The sequence below is a fragment of the Streptomyces sp. GB4-14 genome (genome assembly GCF_022696125.1).
Lineage (GTDB): Bacteria > Actinomycetota > Actinomycetes > Streptomycetales > Streptomycetaceae > Streptomyces > Streptomyces werraensis.
In genome coordinates this window covers 2782328-2800874 of the sequence record NZ_RZHO01000002.1, presented here as the reverse complement: position 1 = coordinate 2800874, position 18547 = coordinate 2782328, and the positions used below count along the sequence as shown (strand labels likewise).

General features: G+C 72.4%; 17 protein-coding genes. 9 read left to right on the top strand and 8 right to left on the bottom strand.

What is annotated here, in order from left to right; translation table 11 throughout:
- Window positions 1–44: 44 nt before the first annotated feature.
- Window positions 45–1331, bottom strand: coding sequence for an ion channel protein (locus ELQ39_RS13900; protein ID WP_242592065.1), 1287 nt, complete (start codon window positions 1329–1331; stop codon window positions 45–47).
- Between the two features lie 100 nt (window positions 1332–1431).
- Here ELQ39_RS13900 and ELQ39_RS13895 point away from each other — a divergent pair, with 100 nt between their 5' ends.
- Both ELQ39_RS13895 and ELQ39_RS13890 read left to right on the top strand, forming a co-directional pair.
- Entirely contained in the window at window positions 1432–2193 is a 762-nt protein-coding gene (locus ELQ39_RS13895; protein WP_225625509.1) for a MerR family transcriptional regulator, read from the top strand.
- Between the two features lie 189 nt (window positions 2194–2382).
- On the top strand, window positions 2383–3285 hold the full coding sequence (locus tag ELQ39_RS13890; RefSeq protein WP_242592064.1) for a DedA family protein: 903 nt from the start codon (window positions 2383–2385) through the stop codon (window positions 3283–3285).
- Window positions 3286–3319: 34 nt separating this feature from the next.
- Here the strand turns inward: ELQ39_RS13890 and ELQ39_RS13885 are convergent, their stop codons facing one another.
- Together ELQ39_RS13885 and ELQ39_RS13880 are read right to left on the bottom strand one after the other, a co-directional pair.
- A complete protein-coding gene (locus ELQ39_RS13885; protein WP_225625507.1) occupies window positions 3320–5017 on the bottom strand; it encodes a threonine/serine ThrE exporter family protein in 1698 nt (565 codons plus the stop codon).
- 132 nt (window positions 5018–5149) lie between these two features.
- Complete coding sequence (locus ELQ39_RS13880) at window positions 5150–5641, bottom strand: inorganic diphosphatase (protein ID WP_006132604.1); 492 nt, start codon at window positions 5639–5641, stop codon at window positions 5150–5152.
- Between the two features lie 79 nt (window positions 5642–5720).
- Between ELQ39_RS13880 and dacB the strand changes: the two genes are divergently transcribed.
- The 6 genes from dacB (at window position 5721) to folE (ending at window position 13498) form a co-directional block, all read left to right on the top strand.
- Window positions 5721–7319 carry a D-alanyl-D-alanine carboxypeptidase/D-alanyl-D-alanine endopeptidase gene (dacB, locus tag ELQ39_RS13875; protein ID WP_242592063.1) on the top strand — a complete coding sequence of 533 codons (1599 nt, stop codon included), beginning with the start codon at window positions 5721–5723 and terminating at the stop codon, window positions 7317–7319.
- 214 nt (window positions 7320–7533) lie between these two features.
- Window positions 7534–8667 carry a zinc-dependent metalloprotease gene (locus tag ELQ39_RS13870; protein ID WP_242592062.1) on the top strand — a complete coding sequence of 378 codons (1134 nt, stop codon included), beginning with the start codon at window positions 7534–7536 and terminating at the stop codon, window positions 8665–8667.
- 196 nt (window positions 8668–8863) lie between these two features.
- Window positions 8864–9892: a tRNA lysidine(34) synthetase TilS gene (gene tilS / locus ELQ39_RS13865; RefSeq protein ID WP_190004764.1), complete on the top strand. Its 1029-nt coding sequence runs from the start codon at window positions 8864–8866 to the stop codon at window positions 9890–9892.
- 67 nt (window positions 9893–9959) lie between these two features.
- Window positions 9960–10520: a hypoxanthine phosphoribosyltransferase gene (gene hpt / locus ELQ39_RS13860; RefSeq protein WP_033274920.1), complete on the top strand. Its 561-nt coding sequence runs from the start codon at window positions 9960–9962 to the stop codon at window positions 10518–10520.
- 189 nt (window positions 10521–10709) lie between these two features.
- A complete protein-coding gene (ftsH, locus tag ELQ39_RS13855; protein ID WP_190004825.1) occupies window positions 10710–12749 on the top strand; it encodes an ATP-dependent zinc metalloprotease FtsH in 2040 nt (679 codons plus the stop codon).
- A gap of 143 nt (window positions 12750–12892) precedes the next feature.
- Entirely contained in the window at window positions 12893–13498 is a 606-nt protein-coding gene (gene folE / locus ELQ39_RS13850; protein WP_242592061.1) for a GTP cyclohydrolase I FolE, read from the top strand.
- Between the two features lie 61 nt (window positions 13499–13559).
- Here the strand turns inward: folE and ELQ39_RS13845 are convergent, their stop codons facing one another.
- The 5 genes from ELQ39_RS13845 to folP all read right to left on the bottom strand — a co-directional run bounded on the left by ELQ39_RS13845 (window position 13560) and on the right by folP (window position 16632).
- On the bottom strand, window positions 13560–14048 hold the full coding sequence (locus tag ELQ39_RS13845; RefSeq protein ID WP_019526730.1) for a DUF3180 domain-containing protein: 489 nt from the start codon (window positions 14046–14048) through the stop codon (window positions 13560–13562).
- Window positions 14049–14109: 61 nt separating this feature from the next.
- A complete protein-coding gene (folK, locus tag ELQ39_RS13840) occupies window positions 14110–14721 on the bottom strand; it encodes a 2-amino-4-hydroxy-6-hydroxymethyldihydropteridine diphosphokinase (RefSeq protein ID WP_242592060.1) in 612 nt (203 codons plus the stop codon).
- Window positions 14718–15077 carry a dihydroneopterin aldolase gene (gene folB, locus ELQ39_RS13835; RefSeq protein ID WP_190004768.1) on the bottom strand — a complete coding sequence of 120 codons (360 nt, stop codon included), beginning with the start codon at window positions 15075–15077 and terminating at the stop codon, window positions 14718–14720. The genes folK and folB overlap by 4 nt, the downstream gene beginning before the upstream one ends.
- A 140-nt stretch (window positions 15078–15217) precedes the next feature.
- Window positions 15218–15727, bottom strand: a complete 510-nt coding sequence (locus ELQ39_RS13830; RefSeq protein ID WP_189897438.1) for a nuclear transport factor 2 family protein — start codon at window positions 15725–15727, stop codon at window positions 15218–15220.
- Complete coding sequence (gene folP, locus ELQ39_RS13825; RefSeq protein ID WP_190004769.1) at window positions 15724–16632, bottom strand: dihydropteroate synthase; 909 nt, start codon at window positions 16630–16632, stop codon at window positions 15724–15726. The genes ELQ39_RS13830 and folP overlap by 4 nt, the downstream gene beginning before the upstream one ends.
- A gap of 548 nt (window positions 16633–17180) precedes the next feature.
- On the opposite strand from folP, the gene ELQ39_RS13820 reads away from it, so the two are divergent.
- Entirely contained in the window at window positions 17181–18524 is a 1344-nt protein-coding gene (locus ELQ39_RS13820; RefSeq protein WP_242592059.1) for a hypothetical protein, read from the top strand.
- Window positions 18525–18547 lie beyond the last annotated feature (23 nt).

Below are 18547 nucleotides of genomic sequence, written 5' to 3'. Positions count from 1 at the left end.
GGGAGTCGGGCGGCCCTGGGCGGGGCCGCCGGGGGGCGCGGGGGTCACCTGACGGCCGTCCCGTCCGGCCGCAGCTGCATGTGCGGGCGTCCGGTGACGAGCAGCCAGGCGGGCAGGGAGGCGAGGCAGAGCAGGGTGAGCATGCCGGGGGAGGCGACCAGGACGGCCGCGACGAACAGGCTCACCCAGCCCTGCCGGGTGACGGCGAGCAGCACGCCCAGGACGGCCGCGGACACCCCGACCGCCGGATGCACGCCGGGCACCAGGGCGTGCGCGCACAGGCCGAGCGCGGTCCCCACGAACACCGACGGGAAGATCCGGCCGCCGCGGAAGCCGCAGGACGCGGCGACCAGCAGCGCGGCCAGCTTCACCACCGTTATCACGGCGAACTCGCCGGCCGTCCAGCCGTCGGGGTCGGCGGCCAGCTCGGCGATCTCGTCGAGTCCCTTGAACAGGGTGAGGTGTCCGCCCAGGGCGGCGAGCGCGCCCAGGACCACGCCGCCGGCCGGGAGCATCAGCATCGGGTGCCGCAGCCGCCGGAACGCGCCGTGCACGTACGGGAAGGCGTACACGGCGCACATGCCGAGCAGCGCGCCCGCCGAGGCCACCACAAGCGACGCCAGCAGGTCGGCCCAGCCGGGCCCCCCGAACGGCGGCAGGTGCAGGTCGAAGCTCGGCTCCGACACCAGCGTGGTCGTCAGCGCTCCCGCCCCGGCCGCGGCCAGCGGTGCGAACAGGCTGTCCCAGAGCTGTCCCTTGACGCGCTGCCCGGCCAGCGCCTCGGAGATCACCAGCGCGGCGGCGACCGGCGTGCCGAACAGCGCGCCGATGGTGCCCGCCTCCGCCAGCGCCACCCAGCCCCGCCGGGCCGTCGCCGGGAAGGCGCGGGCGCCGAACCACACCGCCAGCGACACGTTCACGGCGATGATCGGGTTCTCCGGTCCCAGGCTGGGGCCGCCGGCCAGGACCAGCGCGGTCACCAGCAGCAGCCCCGGCAGCACCGCGAGCGGCAGCACCGGCGCCTCCAGGCCGGTGGTCGCCGGATCGGGTCCCGCGTGCCCGGGGACCTTCCACACCACGAGCCCGACCGCGACACCGGTGGCGGTCAGCATCGCGAACATCCACGCCACGGAGTAACGCCCGACGCCGAGCGCGTCCGGCAGGTCCTGCCAGAGCGCGTGCTGCAGCTCCTCGGCGGCCGCGCTCACCCCCAGCAGGACCAGACTCGTCACCACGCCGACCAGCAGCGCGGGCACGATGGTCGGCAGAAGAGCGCGTGCCGAGGCCGCCGGGGCGGTGCCGGGCGCCGGCTGCGTGCTGTCCTGGGCCACGCGCACACGATAAAGGGGACGAAAGGGATAAACCGGTAACCCGCTTGCACCTCACGTGGCGTGAGGACCCAGCCTGGAGCGCGCAAGGAAAGGAGCGGACATGAGCTGGTCCGTGGGACAGGTGGCCGGTTTCGCCGGCGTCACGGTGCGCACCCTGCACCACTACGACGCCATCGGCCTGCTCGTGCCGAGCGAACGCAGCCACGCGGGGCACCGGCGCTACAGCGACGCCGACCTCGACCGGCTGCAGCAGATCCTGTTCTACCGCGAGCTCGGCTTCCCGCTCGAGGAGGTCGCCGCGCTGCTCGACGACCCGGACGCGGACCCGCGGGCGCATCTGCGCCGCCAGCACGAGCTGCTGAGCGCCCGGATCGAGAGGCTGCAGAAGATGGCGGCGGCCGTGGAACAGGCCTTGGAGGCACGCACGATGGGAATCAACCTCACGCCCGAGGAGAAGTTCGAGGTCTTCGGCGACTTCGACCCCGACCAGTACCAGGAGGAGGTCCAGGAGCGCTGGGGCGACACCGACGCCTACCGCCAGTCGCGGGAGCGGACGGCCTCCTACACCAAGGAGGACTGGCAGCGGATCCAGAACGAGGCCGACGAGCTCACCCGGCGCTTCGTCGCCCTGATGGAGGCGGGCGAGCCGGCGGACTCCGAGGCGGCGATGGACGTCGCCGAGGACCACCGGCAGGGCATCTCCCGCAACCACTACGACTGCGGCTACGAGATGCACACCTGCCTGGGCGAGATGTACGTCAACGACGAGCGGTTCACGCGCAACATCGACCAGGCCAGGCCGGGACTGGCCGCGTACATGCGGGACGCGATCCTCGCCAACGCCGTACGGCACACCGCCTGACCGGTCGTGGCCCGGCCGCACCGGGCCACGACCAGCGGCGATTGCCCTACGGCGCCGGCTCGCGGCTTTCCCCGGGGCGGGGCACAGTGCATCCTGGGTACCCCCGCGGAACCTGGGCTTCGACGGCTGCGTTCATAATTTGGGCAGCCAGCCCCGCCCTTGACCCCCAGCTGCAGGAGCCACATCCCCGTGACCACGCTTGCGCTCGGCCCCGAGTGGCTGAGCCCGGACTACCTCATCGAGACCTTCAGCCTCCCCGGCATCCTGCTGATCGTCTTCGCGGAATCCGGACTCTTCGCGTTCCTGCCCGGCGACTCCCTGCTGTTCACAGCGGGTCTCTTCGTGGCCGAGGGCACCTACATCAGCCAGCCCCTGTGGCTGGTCTGCACGCTGATCGTGCTCGCCGCCGTGATCGGCGACCAGGTCGGCTACATGATCGGCAAGTTCTTCGGACCCCGGCTGTTCAACCGGCCGAACTCCAAGCTCTTCAAGCAGGAGAACCTGGAGAAGGCCCACGAGTTCATGGAGAAGTACGGGCCCAAGGCGATCGTCCTGGCCCGCTTCGTGCCCATCGTGCGGACCTTCGCGCCCATCGTGGCCGGCGCCGGCCGGATGAAGTACCGCACGTTCCTCACGTACAACGTCATCGGCGGCATCGCCTGGGGCACGGGCGTCACGCTCGCCGGCTACTGGCTCGGCCAGATCAACTTCATCAAGGAGAACGTCGAGGCGATCCTCGTCCTGATCGTCCTGGTCTCCGTGGTGCCGATCATCGTCGAGTACCTGCGGGAGCGCGGCAAGAAGAAGCGCGCCGCCGCCGAGGCCCCGGCCGCCGCGCAGCACCCGCAGCCGCCGGTCATGGACGACGCCACCACCCAGCTGCGCCGCATCACCCCGGCCGCCGCGCCCCAGCAGCCCCGCCCGCAGCAGTACGGCGGCCAGGGCGGCTACCCGCAGCAGCACCAGCAGCAGCCCTACGGCGGCGGCAACGGCTACCCGCAGCAGCAGCCCCGTCAGCAGCCCTACGGCGACGACCAGCGATACAACCAGCAGCAGTACGACCCCCAGCGGCCGTACAACGGCGGCTACTGAGCGATCCCCGCCGGGCCGGCGGGCGGCGCGCGGGCTAGAAGCCTCGCGTCCGCTTCGCCGCCCGTCGCTTCTCCGCCGAGCCGATCCGCAGGAAGAGCCGGGAGATCTCCGAACCGAGGTTCACCCCGATCGCGATGGCCATCGCCAGCGCCACCGCCTTGGTGAGCGACGTCAGACCGGAGTCGACCTCGTTCTGCGCGATGCCCAGCAGACCGAAGTAGGTGGCCGAACCGGGCAGCAGCGGCCCGATGGCAGCCGTCGTGTACGGCAGCGCGGACGCGAACCGGTAGCGGGCCAGCAGCTGACCGAACAGACCGACCACACCGGCCGCCACCGCGGTGGACGCCACCGGTGAGATGCCGCCCGTGTAGTTCATCGCCCCGTACACCACCCAGGCGACCCCGCCGTTCAGCGTCACCATCAGCACGGTGGAGCGTTCCTGCTGGAGCAGCACCGCGAAGGCGAACGACAGTCCCAGGGACGCGGCGATCTGGAGCAGCGGCTGCGGGTCCGACCCGCCGAGCGCGGCGTCCGGCACCAGGTTGGCGCCGAGCTGCACTCCGAAGTACAGCACCGTCAGCACGCCGATCACGATGCCGACGAAGAAGTACAGCACCTCCAGCAGACGTGCCGACGCCGTGATGTAGAAGCCGGTCAGGCCGTCCTGCACGCCCGCCACCAGCGCCCGTCCGGGCAGCAGCGCGAACAGCCCACCGGTGATCACCGCGGACGCCTTCACGTCCGCGTGCGCCAGGGTCAGCGCCACCCCGATCGCGGCCGGCGGCGTCGCGGCCACCGTGAACTGGTAGAACTCCGGCAGCCCGCGCCCGGCGCACAGCCACGCCAGCCGGTCGCCGAGCATGGCGCCGACCGCCGCCGCGACGAACACCAGCAGACCACCGCCGACCAGCACCGAGGCGGAGCCGGCCAGCAGCCCGCTCGCGAGGGTCAGCGCCCAGCCCGGGTAGGGGTGCCGGTTACGGCGGATCTCCGCCAGCCGCCGGTACGCCTCCTCCAGGGTGACCTGGGTTTCGTCGTCGCTGAGGTCGTCCACCAGCTGGTAGACGGCCGCCAGCCGGGTGTAGTCGGGGCTGCGGCGGCGCACCGTGCGGGAGGCGGTCACCGGGTCGTCGACCAGCGAGGGCTGGTAGGAGACCGAGAGCAGGGTGAAGGTGACGGTGGGCTCGCAGCGGTCCAGGCCGTAGGAGCGGCACACGGCGAACATCGCCGCCTCCACGTCCTCGGCGCCTTCGCCGCCCGCCAGCAGCAGCTCCCCGATCCGCAGGCTCAGGTCGAGTACGCGCGGCACCGCCGGGCCGGAGTCGTCGTGCCGCTGCACGGGCTCCGGGGCGGGCCGCTCCGTCACCGGCATGCGCAGCATCGTGCGCATCCGGTCCTGCCAGGGCACGTCCTTGGTCAGCCGGACCAGCGGGACACCGGCCGGCGGGGTGAAGGCGGCGGCCTGCCGGGCGCTGTACGTCCGCGGCGTGCTGAACGCCGAGCCCTCCGGCTCGTGCTGCGGGGGCGGTGCGACGTCCAGACCGGCCGGAAGAGCGAATTCCGAGGTGGTCTCGGACTCCGGTCCCGGCTTCGGCACGGCCAGCCCGTCGGGCACGGCGAACTCGGACGTCGTCGACGACTCGCTGTCGGCCGGCGCCGCGACACCGGAAGGGGGTACGAAGACGCTCCTCGCCTCGTCCGACTGCGGCTTGCGGTCCTCCGCGTCCGTCACGTGCCTTTCTCTCCCTGCTGACGACACCGTCCCTCAGTGTGCCCTCTGTGACGTCGATATGCGCACACAGCACGACGACGGGCCGCACGCCAGCGCGTGCGGCCCGTCGTCATGTCCCCGTGGCGCGGGGGCTCAGTGGCCGCCCTGCTCCTTGAAGCGCTTGTAGGACCGCTCGATCTCGGCCTCCGCGTCGACCCGGCCGACCCAGTTGGCGCCCTCGACCGACTTGCCCGGCTCCAGGTCCTTGTAGACCTCGAAGAAGTGCTGGATCTCCAGACGGTCGAACTCCGACACGTGGTGGATGTCGCGCAGGTGCTCCACGCGCGGGTCCGTCGACGGGACGCACAGCAGCTTGTCGTCGCCGCCGGCCTCGTCGGTCATGCGGAACATGCCGATGGCGCGGCAGCGGATGAGGCAGCCCGGGAACGTCGGCTCGTCCAGGATGACCAGCGCGTCCAGCGGGTCGCCGTCCTCGCCGAGGGTGTTCTCGACGAAGCCGTAGTCGGTCGGGTAGGCGGTCGAGGTGAAGAGCCGACGGTCCAGGCGGATCCGACCCGTCTCGTGGTCCACCTCGTACTTGTTCCGCGAACCCTTCGGGATCTCGATCGTGACGTCGAACTCCACCGGACGCTCCTCCATGATCAGCACATCGTTCTGGTGGTTAAGTGTCCCTCACGCAGGTGTGTGATCGCGAAAGGGGCTGGTGGTCGTGCCAGAGCTGAGGCCTTGGCGGGCCGCGGGACCGCACGTCGTGCGGATCGCGGACGCCGTACGACCGCGTCTGGCACGGGTCGCCGCGGCCACCGGGCCGTGGCTCACCGGGGGACGCCGGCCGGGATCGCCGCAGTCCCCACGGGTCGCGCGGCCCGGAACCGGCTGGTACACCGCGACCGCCGCCACCGCCGGTCTGGCGCTGGCCGCGGGGGTGGCGACCGCAGCCGGCCCCTGGGACTCCTCGGGTCAGCGTACGGCCGAGCGGCACCGGGCCGTGGCCCTGGAAGCCTCGCGTGGCACAGATCACGGCGGCTCCCTGGCGCGCGCCGGCACACCGCCGCGCGGACCGCAGGCCGCCCCGCCCGCCCCGTCCGTACTCACCGGCCTCGGCGGCACCGCCACCGCCGCCCGTTCGGCGCCCGCCGGGAAGGCGCTCGCCGCCGTCCTCGACCCGCTGCTGAGGGACCCGGCCCTGGGCCGCCGCTCCGCCGCCGTGGTCGACGCCGCGACCGGCCGCCGCCTCTACGGCGCGGACTCCGCGAACGCGCTCACCCCCGCCTCCACCACGAAGATCGCCACCGCGGTCGCCGCGCTGTCCGCGCTGGGCCCCGACCACCGGCTCACCACCCGCACGGTCTACGAACCCGACACCGAAGAGGTCGTCCTGGTCGGCGGCGGCGATCCGACGCTCACCGCCCGCAAGAACGCCAAGGGGTCCGCGAGCCTGCGCGACCTGGCCGCCCGCACGGCGGCCGCCCTCGCCAAGCGGGGCGTGCGCAAGGTGACGCTGTCGTACGACACGACCCTCTACAAGGGCGACACGGCCCACCCGATCGGGCGCAACGACAACCTCGCCGCCGTCACCCCCCTCATGGCCGACGAGGGCCGCACCGACGACTCCTCCAGCGGACCCGCCCCACGGGTCGCCGACCCCGCGGCGGACGCCGCCCGGACGTTCGGCGACCTGCTGAAGGAGCACGGGATCACGGCCACGCCGCCCGGCCCGTCGAAGTCGACCACGCGCGCGACCACCCTCGCGACGGTCTCCTCGCCGCCGCTCTCCTCGCTCGTCGAGCGCATGCTGACCAACAGCGACAACGACCTCGCCGAGGCGCTCGCCCGGCACACCGCCGTGGCCACCGGCAAGCCGGCGGACTTCGCCGGCGCGGGGGCGGCGGTCACCGCGCGGCTGAAGCAGCTGAAGCTGCCCGTGAAGGGCGTCGTGATCAAGGACGGCAGCGGTCTGGACCGCGAGGGCCGGCTCACCGCCGACCTCCTGACCGCCCTCCTCGTCAAGGCGGGCGACCCCGCCCACCCGGAACTGCGCTCCGCCCTCACGGGCCTCCCCGTCGCCGGCTTCACCGGCACGCTGTCCGGCCGCTACGCCGACGGCGCGGCCGGCGTGGTCCGCGCCAAGACCGGCACGCTGACCGGCGTCAACACACTCGCCGGCACGGTCGTGGACCGCGACGGCCGCCTGCTGGCGTTCGCGTTCCTCGCGAACGACACCGCGGGGGCGGAGGCGGCCCAGACGGCCTTGGACAAGGCCGCGACAGCGTTGGCGACGTGCGGCTGCCGGACGCGGTAGGGGAGTGCGGAGGCCGCACTTCTAGGAGCTGCGGGGCGGCAAAGCCCCTCAGGGGCGCGGGGAAGTGCGCGCACGGGGGGCCGGGGGCGGAGCCCCCGAGGACGGGAGGGCAGGACACCGCACATCCGTGTGCCGGTGCAGCCGCGCGCGCCCCCGGCAGGGGCGTCGCTGTGAGGATCTGCCCGTTTCCCCACCCCTCACGTACCGTTGACACATGACGAGCATCGGTGGTGCTGCCTCATCCGGCATGGTCGACTGGAACCTCGCGGTCGCGACCGCGACCAGGCTCATGCGGCCCGGCCCCGACGTGAGCCGGGACGAGGCCCGCGCCGTCGTCGCGGAGCTCCGCCGCCACGCGCGGTCCGCGGAGGAACACGTCCGCGGCTTCACGAACCTCGGCACGCCCGAGACCCATGACACACCCCTCCTCGTGGTGGACCGCCCCGGCTGGGTGCGGGCCAACGTCGCCGGCTTCCGCGAGCTGCTCAAACCCCTGCTCGACAAGATGCAGGAACGACGCGGCACGAGCCCCGGCAACGCGGTGATGGGCGCCGTCGGCGGCAAGGTCACCGGCGTGGAGCTCGGCCTGCTCCTGTCGTTCCTGGCCTCCCGCGTCCTCGGCCAGTACGAGACCTTCGCCCCCGCGACCCGGGACCTCCCGGCCGGGGCGGCCGGCGGCGGACGGCTGCTGCTGGTCGCCCCCAACATCGTCCACGTCGAGCGCGAACTCGACGTGGAGCCGCACGACTTCCGGCTGTGGGTGACGCTGCACGAGGAGACGCACCGCACCCAGTTCACGGCCGTGCCCTGGCTGCGGGACCACCTCGAGGGCGAGATCCAGGCGTTCCTGGCCGAGACCGACGTCGACCCGATGACCGTGCTGGAGCGGGTGCGCGAGGCCGCGCAGTCCCTGGTCGGCGGGCGTCCCGAGGGCGAGGAGGGCGACGAGGGGCGTTCCCTCGTGGAGATCGTGCAGACCCCCGCCCAGCGGGAGATCCTCGGCCGGCTCACCGCCGTCATGTCGCTGCTGGAGGGCCACGCCGACTACGTCATGGACGGGGTGGGCCCCGAGGTCGTGCCGAGCGTCGCCGAGATCCGCGAGAAGTTCCAGCAGCGCCGCGCCAAGGGCGCCTCCCGCCTGGACATGGCGCTGCGCAAGCTGCTCGGCCTGGACGCCAAGCTCCGGCAGTACCGCGACGGCGAGCGCTTCGTCCGCGCGGTCGTCGACGAGGTCGGCATGGAGGGCTTCAACCGGGTGTGGACGTCGCCGAACACCCTCCCCACCAAGGCGGAGATCGGCAAACCGGCGGACTGGATCACACGGGTGCACCGCAAACCGGACGCATAGGCGCCGCGCCCCCGTCGCGCTGGGCGTCCGGGCGACGGCAGACGGACGCCCCGCCAATCACCCGTCCGAGGGACCGTGAGCCCCGGGCAGGCGTGCAATGCTCGGGGAACGGCCCGGTTCTGTCACCATCTACACACTCTGCGTGACCGACCCCCGGGTTCACCCCCCCCCGGACATCATCAGAAGGGAACCGGACATGGGTCCCCATCCTGCGGTCGCGGCGATACGCCTGGCGGTCCGCCGCGTCCTGAACGACATCCTCGCCGAACACGGCCGGACGCCCGGCCGCCTCACGCCCGACGAGCGGTCCTCCTCCCCGCTCGTGCTCGTGGCCTGCTCCGGCGGCGCCGACTCCATGGCGCTCGCCTCCGCCCTCGCCTTCGAAGCCCCCCGCGCCGGTCTGCGCGCCGGCGGCGTCACCGTCGACCACGGCCTCCAGGCGGGCTCCGACCTGCGCGCCGCCGAGGTCGCCTCCCGGCTCCGCGAACTCGGCCTGGACCCCGTCGAGCCGGTCGCCGTCACCGTCGGCCGCGACGGAGGCCCCGAGGCCGCCGCCCGCGACGCGCGCTACGCCGCCCTCGACGCCGCCGCCGAACGCCACCGCGCCGCCGCCGTCCTCCTCGGCCACACCCGCGACGACCAGGCCGAGACGGTGCTGCTCGGCCTCGCCCGCGGCTCCGGCATCCGCTCCCTGTCCGGAATGGCCGCGGTCTCGGGGGCCGACGGCCGTTACCGGCGGCCCTTCCTCCAGCTCGACCGCCAGACCGCCCGCAAGGCCTGCATGGTCCAGTCCCTGCCCGTCTGGGACGACCCGCACAACACCGACCCCGCCTACACCCGCTCCCGGCTGCGCCACGAGGGCCTGCCCGCCCTGGAGAAGGCCCTCGGCAAGGGCGTCGTCGAGGCCCTCGCCCGTACGGCCCAGCTCTCCCGCGACGACGCCGACGCCCTCGACGCCTGGGCCGGGAAGGCCGCGGCGGGCGTCCGCGACGCCGATGGCCGCCTGGAGTGCGCCGCGCTGCACGACCTGCCGCCCGCCGTGCGCCGCCGTGTGCTGCGCCGGGCCGCCATCGAGGCCGGCGCCCCGGCCGGTTCGCTCTTCGCCCGTCACATCGAGGAGGTCGACCGGCTGATCACCGGCTGGCGCGGTCAGGGGGCCATCAATCTCCCCGGCCGGGTCGTCGCCCGCCGGCAGGGTGGCAGACTGGTGATTCGGCAGGGCTGAATCCGGACCCCACCGACCGAAGAGGTCGCGGGGCGGACCGGACCGGCCGGTGGGACGACCGAAAGTGATGCGGGTGGACGCGAACGACATGGGTGCCGACCTCGAGAAGGTGCTCATCACCAAGGAAGAGATCGACGCCAAGCTGACGGAGCTGGCGGCGAAGATCGACGCGGAGTACGCGGGCAAGGACCTGCTGATCGTCGGCGTGCTCAAGGGCGCGGTGATGGTGATGGCCGACCTCGCCCGGGCGCTGTCCACCCCCGTCACGATGGACTGGATGGCCGTGTCCTCGTACGGGGCGGGCACGCAGTCCTCGGGTGTGGTGCGGATCCTCAAGGACCTCGACACGGACATCAAGGGCCGCCACGTCCTGATCGTCGAGGACATCATCGACTCCGGCCTGACGCTGTCCTGGCTGATCTCCAACCTCGGCTCGCGCGAGCCCGCCTCCCTCAAGGTGTGCACGCTGCTGCGCAAGCCCGAGGCCGCCAAGGTCGCCATCGACGTCGAATGGGTCGGTTTCGACATCCCCAACGAGTTCGTCGTGGGCTACGGCCTGGACTACGCGGAGAAGTACCGCAACCTGCCGTTCGTCGGGACGCTCGCGCCCCACGTCTACGGCGGGTGAACCGCGGCGGCCCCGGCCGCCGCACGTGATCGGGAACCCCGGCGGGCTCCGCGGCGTTGGAGCATGCGTGGACGCCATTGCCGGCCCGTCCCTCGCAGCGTCGGGGGCCGATGCTGGGGTACCGTCCGAAGAACAGCCTTTATCAAACTCACTATGGCAGGAGGGACGGGGCGGCACCGCTCCGTATGGATGGACGTGAAGCGATACTTCCGTGGGCCGGTCATGTGGATCGTGCTGGCCGTCCTTGCCGTGGTCGTGTTGATGCAGGTCGTCGGCTCGTCCGGCGGCTACAAGACGGTGGACACGGGCCAGGTCGTCCAGGCGATCAATGAGAACAAGGTCGAGTCGGCCAAGCTGACCACCGGCGACGAGCAGACCGTCAAGGTCCAGCTCAAGGACGGCCAGAAGGTCGAGGGCAGCTCGAAGATCCAGGCGAGCTACATCGGCGACCAGGGCGTCACCATCGCCAGCACGCTGCAGGACAAGTTCCAGAACAAGCAGATCCCTGACGGCTACACGGTCTCGCCGTCGAAGCAGAACCCCTTCGTGAGCATTCTGCTGTCCCTGCTTCCCTTCGTCCTCATCGTGGTCGTCTTCCTGTTCCTGATGAACCAGATGCAGGGCGGCGGCTCCCGTGTCATGAACTTCGGGAAGTCCAAGGCGAAGCTCATCACCAAGGACACCCCGAAGACGACGTTCGCCGACGTCGCGGGCTCCGACGAGGCCGTCGAAGAGCTCCACGAGATCAAGGAGTTCCTGCAGGAGCCGGCGAAGTTCCAGGCCGTCGGCGCCAAGATCCCCAAGGGCGTGCTGCTCTACGGCCCGCCCGGCACCGGCAAGACCCTGCTCGCGCGCGCCGTCGCGGGCGAGGCGGGCGTCCCGTTCTACTCGATCTCCGGTTCCGACTTCGTCGAGATGTTCGTCGGTGTCGGCGCCTCCCGTGTCCGTGACCTCTTCGAGCAGGCCAAGGCGAACGCCCCGGCGATCGTCTTCGTCGACGAGATCGACGCCGTCGGCCGCCACCGCGGCGCCGGCCTCGGCGGCGGTCACGACGAGCGCGAGCAGACGCTGAACCAGCTGCTCGTCGAGATGGACGGCTTCGACGTCAAGGGCGGCGTGATCCTCATCGCCGCGACGAACCGCCCGGACATCCTCGACCCGGCGCTGCTGCGTCCCGGCCGCTTCGACCGCCAGATCGCGGTCGACCGTCCGGACATGCAGGGCCGCCTCGAGATCCTCAAGGTGCACCAGAAGGGCAAGCCGGTCGCCCCGGACGTCGACCTCGGCGCCGTGGCCCGCCGCACGCCCGGCATGACCGGTGCCGACCTGGCCAACGTGCTGAACGAGGCCGCGCTGCTCACCGCGCGCAGCGACCAGAAGCTGATCGACAACAAGATGCTCGACGAGGCGATCGACCGCGTCGTCGCGGGCCCGCAGAAGCGGACCCGGATCATGTCCGACAAGGAGAAGAAGATCACCGCGTACCACGAGGGCGGACACGCCCTGGTCGCGGCGGCCTCACCGAACTCCGACCCGGTCCACAAGATCACCATCCTGTCGAGAGGCCGCGCCCTCGGCTACACCATGGTCCTGCCGGACGAGGACAAGTACTCCACCACGCGCAACGAGATGCTGGACCAGCTCGCGTACATGCTGGGCGGCCGCGCGGCGGAGGAGCTGGTCTTCCACGACCCGACCACCGGTGCCGCCAACGACATCGAGAAGGCCACGGGACTGGCCCGCGCGATGGTCACGCAGTACGGCATGACCGAGCGGCTCGGCGCCATCAAGTTCGGCGGCGACAACACCGAGCCCTTCCTCGGCCGTGAGATGGCTCACCAGCGCGACTACTCGGAAGAGGTCGCCGCGCTGGTCGACGAAGAGGTCAAGAAGCTCATCGAGACCGCGCACAACGAGGCGTGGGAGATCCTCGTCGAGAACCGCGACGTCCTCGACAACCTGGTCCTGGCCCTCCTGGAGAAGGAGACGCTGGGCAAGGAGGAGATCGCCGAGATCTTCGCGCCGATCGTGAAGCGTCCGCCCAGGCCCGCCTGGACCGGCTCCTCGCGCCGTACGCCGTCCACCCGCCCGCCGGTGCTCTCCCCCAAGGAGCTGGCCCTGACGAACGGGGCGAACGGCGCCACGCCGGCCATCTCCACCACGAAGACCGCCACGACGGACCCCGCCCCGCAGCCGGAGCGGACCCCGGAGGAGCGCCCCGAGAGCTGACCCGAGGCTCCCGGAGCCCTCACCGGGCCCGGAATGGATGCCGCGTCCCCCTGGTTCTAGCCTGGGGGACGCGGCATTCTGCGTAACCCGCAGTTCGAGACGCGTGCCCGGTCACGCGTGCAGGCACAGGAACGAGGCACCCCATGACCGACCCCGTGACGCTGGACGGCATAGCCCCCATCGGAGAGTTCGATGAGAAGCGGGCCCAGGACGCCGTGCGCGAACTGCTGATCGCGGTGGGCGAGGACCCGGACCGTGAGGGCCTGAAGGAGACTCCGGCGCGCGTGGCCCGTGCCTACCGGGAGATCTTCGCGGGGCTGTGGCAAAAGCCCGAGGACGTACTGACGACGACGTTCGACCTCGGCCACGACGAGATGGTGCTGGTCAAGGACATCGAGGTCCTGAGTAGCTGTGAGCACCATCTGGTGCCGTTCGTCGGGGTTGCTCACGTCGGTTACATTCCGTCGGTCGAGGGCAAGATCACGGGTCTTTCGAAACTGGCCAGGCTCGTGGATGTCTACGCCCGGCGCCCGCAGGTGCAGGAACGACTCACCACTCAGGTCGCCGACTCCTTGATGGAGATCCTGGAGCCGCGTGGGGTGATCGTCGTGGTCGAGTGCGAGCACATGTGCATGTCGATGCGCGGAGTGCGGAAGGTGGGGGCGAAGACCATCACGTCGGCCGTCCGCGGACAGCTGCGTGACCCTGCCACCCGCAATGAGGCGATGAGCCTGATCATGGCGCGCTGACGCCGGACGGACGGAAGGGGCACGGTCCGGGAGGACCGCCCCCTTTTTCGCGTACGGCGTCTCAGCTCGCCGGGGCCGTGCCCGGGTGGTCGTCGTCCTCGTCGTCCGGGAGCTTGCACACGTGCTCCAGGAACTTGGCCGCCGCTATCACGCCGATGCCCGCCACCACGGAGAAGCCGGCGTAGATGGCCTGGTCGCGGCGGGCGGGGATGTCCAGGGAGCCCAGCAGCACGACGAAGGTGCCGCCGTAGAGGCCCGCGACGAGAGCCGCCACCAGGGCGCTGGCCTGCCCGAAGACCACCGCGCGGGCCGCCTGCAGCGGGTCGACGCCCTTGGCGTCCGGACGGCGCTCGCGCTGGGCCTTGAGGCGGGCGCGCAGGGAGAGCGCCGTGGCCGCGAGGACCGTGGCGATCAGGGCGAGCACGATCGGCGCCGCCACGGGGACGCTCGGGAGGGTGCCCAGCGAGTTCCACAGGCGGGCGCCGGCCCAGGACAGGACCCCGGCGACGACGAAGACGCCGGCCAGCACCCTGATGCGCAGCTCTTTCACGGTGTCCCTTCGCGTTCCCCCGGCCGGTGGCCCGGGCTGTGGCCGTCCTCGACCTTAACGGCTACTCGGGCAGCCGGAGTTCCAGGTCGGCGCGCGGCGCGACCCCGTCCCGGGTGACGGCGTCCAGCAGCTCCGCCACCGGACCGTGTCCCGGGAGCTCGGCGGCGGGGTCGATGTCCAGCCAGGGGGCGAGCACGAAGGCGCGCTCGTGGGCGCGCGGGTGCGGCAGGGTGAGGTGCGGGTCGTCGGAGTGGAGGTCGGCGTAGGCGACGATGTCGACGTCCAGCGTGCGCGGACCCCAGCGCTCGTCCCGTACCCGGTGGAAGGCCTCCTCGACCGCCTGGGCGCGCTCCAGCAGGGAGGACGGCGGCAGGGTCGTCCTCAGCACGGCGACCGCGTTGAAGTAGGACGGCTGGCTGCCGGGCTCGACGCCCCACGGCTCCGTCTCGTACACGGGGGAGACCGCCTTGACGCGGATGCCCGGGGTGTCCTCCAGGGCGTCCACGGCCCCCTGGAGCGTCTCCAGGCGGTTGCCCAGGTTGGCGCCGAGGGACACCACGGCCCGTTTCGGGTTCTGGAGGGTGGTGTCGGCGGCGTCCACCTGCTCGACCACGGAGGCGGGGACGGGCTGGACGGTCGGGTCGGTGTGGCCCGTGGTGGACGGCCTGGTCATGCGCGGCTCCGGGTGATGGTGACGGTCACGTCGTCGAAGGGCACGGTGATCGGCGCGTCCGGCTTGTGGACGCGCACCTCGACCTCCCGTACGACGTCGTGCTTCAGGCAGACCTGGGCGATGCGCTCGGCGAGGGTCTCGACGAGGTTGACGGGCTCGCCCTCGACGACGGCCACCACCTCCTCGGCCACGATGCCGTAGTGCACGGTCTTCGTCAGGTCGTCGTCGGCGGCGGCCGGGCGGGTGTCCAGGCCCAGGACGAGGTCCACGAGGAAGGTCTGGCCCTCCTCGCGCTCCTTCGGGAACACACCGTGGTGCCCGCGGGCCCTCAGGCCGCTCAGCGCGACACGATCCACACGAATCACTCCTGCTGTCGTCGGTCCGGCCGGTCGGTGCCCTGTGCGGACGGCACACCGGCCTTCTCTCGAATCTACCCGCGGCGGGCGCGTGCCCCGGCGGCCGTGCCCGGCGGGGTGAGAACCGCCACGTGCGCGGGTCAGGGCGGGGTCGGGGTGTCGTCGTCCTCGTCGTCGTCCTCCTCGGCGAGGACCGGGGAGGCGTGGTGGGACCAGAGCTTCCAGCCGGACGGGGTGCGCCGGTACACGTTGGTGGCGACGACGAGCTGCCCGACCAGCGGTCCCAGCTCCTCGCCCTCCTCGGGGGCGGGTCCGCCGCTGAGGATGTTCTCCGTGCAGGTCACCACCGCGGTGTCCCCGGTGACGGAGACGTGCACGTCGGTGAGGAAGAACTGGATGTAGTCGGTGTTCGCCATGATCAGCGCGTAGGAGCGGAGCACCTCGCCGCGTCCGGTGAGCACCGGCCAGCCGGGGTGCACGCAGGACACGACGCCCGCGTCGGCGGGGTCGTGGTACTCCTCGTCGACGCCGAGGTCGGCAGGGGTGAGCCAGGCGGAGGCGACCTCCTCGAAGTCGCCCCGCTCCAGTGCCTCGTAGAAGGCGGTGTTGGCGGCCTCGACCTGCTCGACGTCGGTGTGGGGTGCGGTCACCGGGCTCCTTCCGCACCGTGCTCGGGGGATGAGGGGTCGTCGTCGGGGCGTGCCGCCTGTATCGCGCGGACCACCCGTACGGCGTCGGCGCTGGCCCGGACCTCGTGGACCCGCACCGCCCAGGCGCCGGCCCGGGCCGACAGGGCGGTGACGGCGGCGGTGGCCGCGTCGCGTTCGCGGGCGGGCGGCGGCGGGGCGTCGGGGCCCGCCAGCACCCGGCCGAGGAACCGTTTGCGGGACGCGGCGACGAGCAGGGGGTGGCCGAGGCCCAGCAGGCGGTCCAGGCGGGCGAGCAGCGCGAGGTCGTGCCCGGCGTCCTTGGAGAAGCCGAGACCAGGGTCGACGATCACGCGGTCGGCGGCGATGCCGCCCTCCAGGACGGCCTCCACGCGCGCGTGGAGCTCGTCGGCGACCTCGGTGACCACGTCCTCGTACACGCCCCGGACGTTGCCCCCCTCCAGGAAGCCGCGCCAGTGCATGACGACGAACGGGGCGCCGGCGGCGGCGACGACGCCGATCATGGCGGGGTCGGCGAGGCCGCCGCTGACGTCGTTGACCAGGGAGGCGCCGGCCGCGAGCGACTGCTCGGCGACGGAGGCGCGCATGGTGTCGACGGAGACGGTGACGCCCTCCGCGGCGAGCCCGCGGACCACCGGGACGACGCGCCTGAGCTCCTCGGCCTCGTCGACACGGGTGGCGCCGGGGCGGGTGGACTCGCCGCCGACGTCCACCAGATCGGCGCCCTGTGCGACCAGGTCGAGGCCGTGCTTGACGGCCGTGGTGGTGTCGAACCAGCGTCCGCCGTCGGAGAAGGAGTCCGGGGTGACGTTCACGACTCCCATGACCGCGCACCGGTCCCAGTGGGGGAGGCCCGCGACCTGACGGCGTCCGCTGTGAGTGCTCATACGTTCAGCGTAGGCCCAGGGAGGGTGGGTGGTGGCGCACGGGCCCGGCGCGCGGGAAACGCCGCGCGCGGACATTGGCGGCACCTTTCGGGCCGCATTGCCGTGAGGGGGACGCGCGGAAGAGCGGAAAGAGCGGGAGAGGGGCCGAAACGGGGTCCCCGGGGGCGGGGAGAAGCCGATCTCCTCCGGGAAGACGCGCCCTGCGGGGAGCGGTCGCGGGGGAGACGCCGAAACGGATCGGAAGGGGTGGAGGGAAGGGCGTCGGCGGGCGGAAGCGGAGGGCTGAAGGAGCCCGGGGCACGCGGGTGGCGAGGGGCGGTGGGGCGCCGGGGCGGGGCGTCCCGGAGGGGGCCGGCGCAGGGGCCGACCGGAATGCGCCGAGGGCGAGTTGAGCGGCGGACGGACCCCATAAATGATCTTGAAGAGAATTCAATGACCCGTTTTTCACGCACGGCCCCGATCGCTGACGGCCTGTGAAACGTCGCTTGTGGCTTTCTTTTTACGGGGCGGGGCACCATCATTCGCCTACGCGCGGTAAGTTTCTGGCCATGCCACGTGGACGTCACCGTCATTCCCCGCCTCTGCACAGGATGCTGCCCCCGTCGGCGATCGCAGGCGTGTCCGTCGTCTGCGCCCTGGCGCCGTGGGTGTTCACGCAACCGGTGGTGCTCCGTCTCCTGGCCGCGGCCGCCGCGGTCACGGCGATCGTGGGCGCCGTCGTGATGCGTCACTGGGACGCCCAGGCGGGCAAACGCGTCGCCGACCTCACGCGCGCGCGGGCGAGCGACGAGTGGCGTTTCGAGGAGCGCGTCGCCGAACTCGAGTCGGACCTCGAGGAGTCGCGTGAGCTGCGCATGAAGCTGGAGCAGCGGCTGCGCGCCAAGCGCGCGGAACTGGCGGGGCTGCGCAACGAGCACGCCGCACTGCTGCGCCGGTACGCGGCGGCCGAGGCGGAGCGCGCCAACGTCCTCGAGGAGCGCCGGGTGCTGGAGATCGAGGCGGCCGTCCCGGCACGCGCCCTCCCCGCGGGCACGCCCGCGACGACCCGGCCGGAGCCGGAACCCACGGTCCCCGGGACGACCGCGGACGTGGACCGGGCGGAGGACGCCGGGCAGCAGGAGAAGCGGGACGAGAAGACCGCCGGCGTCTTCTCCCCGGAGGGTTCGAAGCTGTACCTGAAGGCCGACGCGGCGCTGGCACGGTTCGCGGCGAAGCCGAAGGCCCACACCGGGACGCCGGCCGAGGCGGAGACCGAGGCCGAGGCGGACTGCGACGCGCCGGAGGAGACGGCCGCGGAGCCCTCCGTGCCGGCCGCGCGCAAGGAGAGCGCCCAAGGGACCGCGAAGGCCGGGGACGCCGCGAAGGCCGGGGACGCCCCGAAGAGTCCTGCCGTGAGGACCACCGCTCCTCAGGGCGGCGGCACCCCCGAGGACGACGGGCCCGAGCCGACGAAGCGGCCCAGGCCCGACCCGGCGCAGGAGGACGAGGCCGGGGGGCAGCCCCGGGCGGCCGGCGACCATGAGCGCGCGGCCGCCCCCACCGCACCGGCCGCCTCCCCCGCCCCGGCCGCGCGCCGGCCCGCCGGGCACTTCACGGTGCCGACCGCGGTGGCGGTCGTCCCGCCGACGCAGCCCGTGCGGCAGCCGGTGCAGGACGACGGGTTCGACTTCTTCGGCACCAAGAACGCCCGGCGCGAGGCGCTGGACGCCGTGCAGAACGAGGACCTCGCCGACGTCGTCGGCCAGGAGGCGCTGGCGCTGCACAAGGCGGAGGCGGAAGCCCAGTACAAGCCGGCCGCCGAGGAGCCGAGCGCCGGTCAGGTCATCGACCTGACGGCCCACGACGAGACGGAGCACATCGACGTCCAGGGACTGCGCAGCGCGGTGTCCTGAACCGGCAGTCCTTCATGGGAGAG

Bases quoted from the DNA above. Each gene is read 5' to 3' on its own strand.
- ELQ39_RS13895 (WP_225625509.1), top strand. From the start codon at position 1,432: ATGAGCTGGTCCGTGGGACAGGTGGCCGGTTTCGCCGGCGTCACGGTG.
- ELQ39_RS13870 (WP_242592062.1), top strand. From the start codon at position 7,534: ATGACGAGCATCGGTGGTGCTGCCTCATCCGGCATGGTCGACTGGAAC.
- tilS (WP_190004764.1), top strand. From the start codon at position 8,864: ATGGGTCCCCATCCTGCGGTCGCGGCGATACGCCTGGCGGTCCGCCGC.
- hpt (WP_033274920.1), top strand. From the start codon at position 9,960: ATGCGGGTGGACGCGAACGACATGGGTGCCGACCTCGAGAAGGTGCTC.
- ftsH (WP_190004825.1), top strand. From the start codon at position 10,710: ATGGACGTGAAGCGATACTTCCGTGGGCCGGTCATGTGGATCGTGCTG.
- folE (WP_242592061.1), top strand. From the start codon at position 12,893: ATGACCGACCCCGTGACGCTGGACGGCATAGCCCCCATCGGAGAGTTC.
- folK (WP_242592060.1), bottom strand. From the start codon at position 14,721: ATGACCAGGCCGTCCACCACGGGCCACACCGACCCGACCGTCCAGCCC.
- folP (WP_190004769.1), bottom strand. From the start codon at position 16,632: ATGAGCACTCACAGCGGACGCCGTCAGGTCGCGGGCCTCCCCCACTGG.
- ELQ39_RS13820 (WP_242592059.1), top strand. From the start codon at position 17,181: ATGCCACGTGGACGTCACCGTCATTCCCCGCCTCTGCACAGGATGCTG.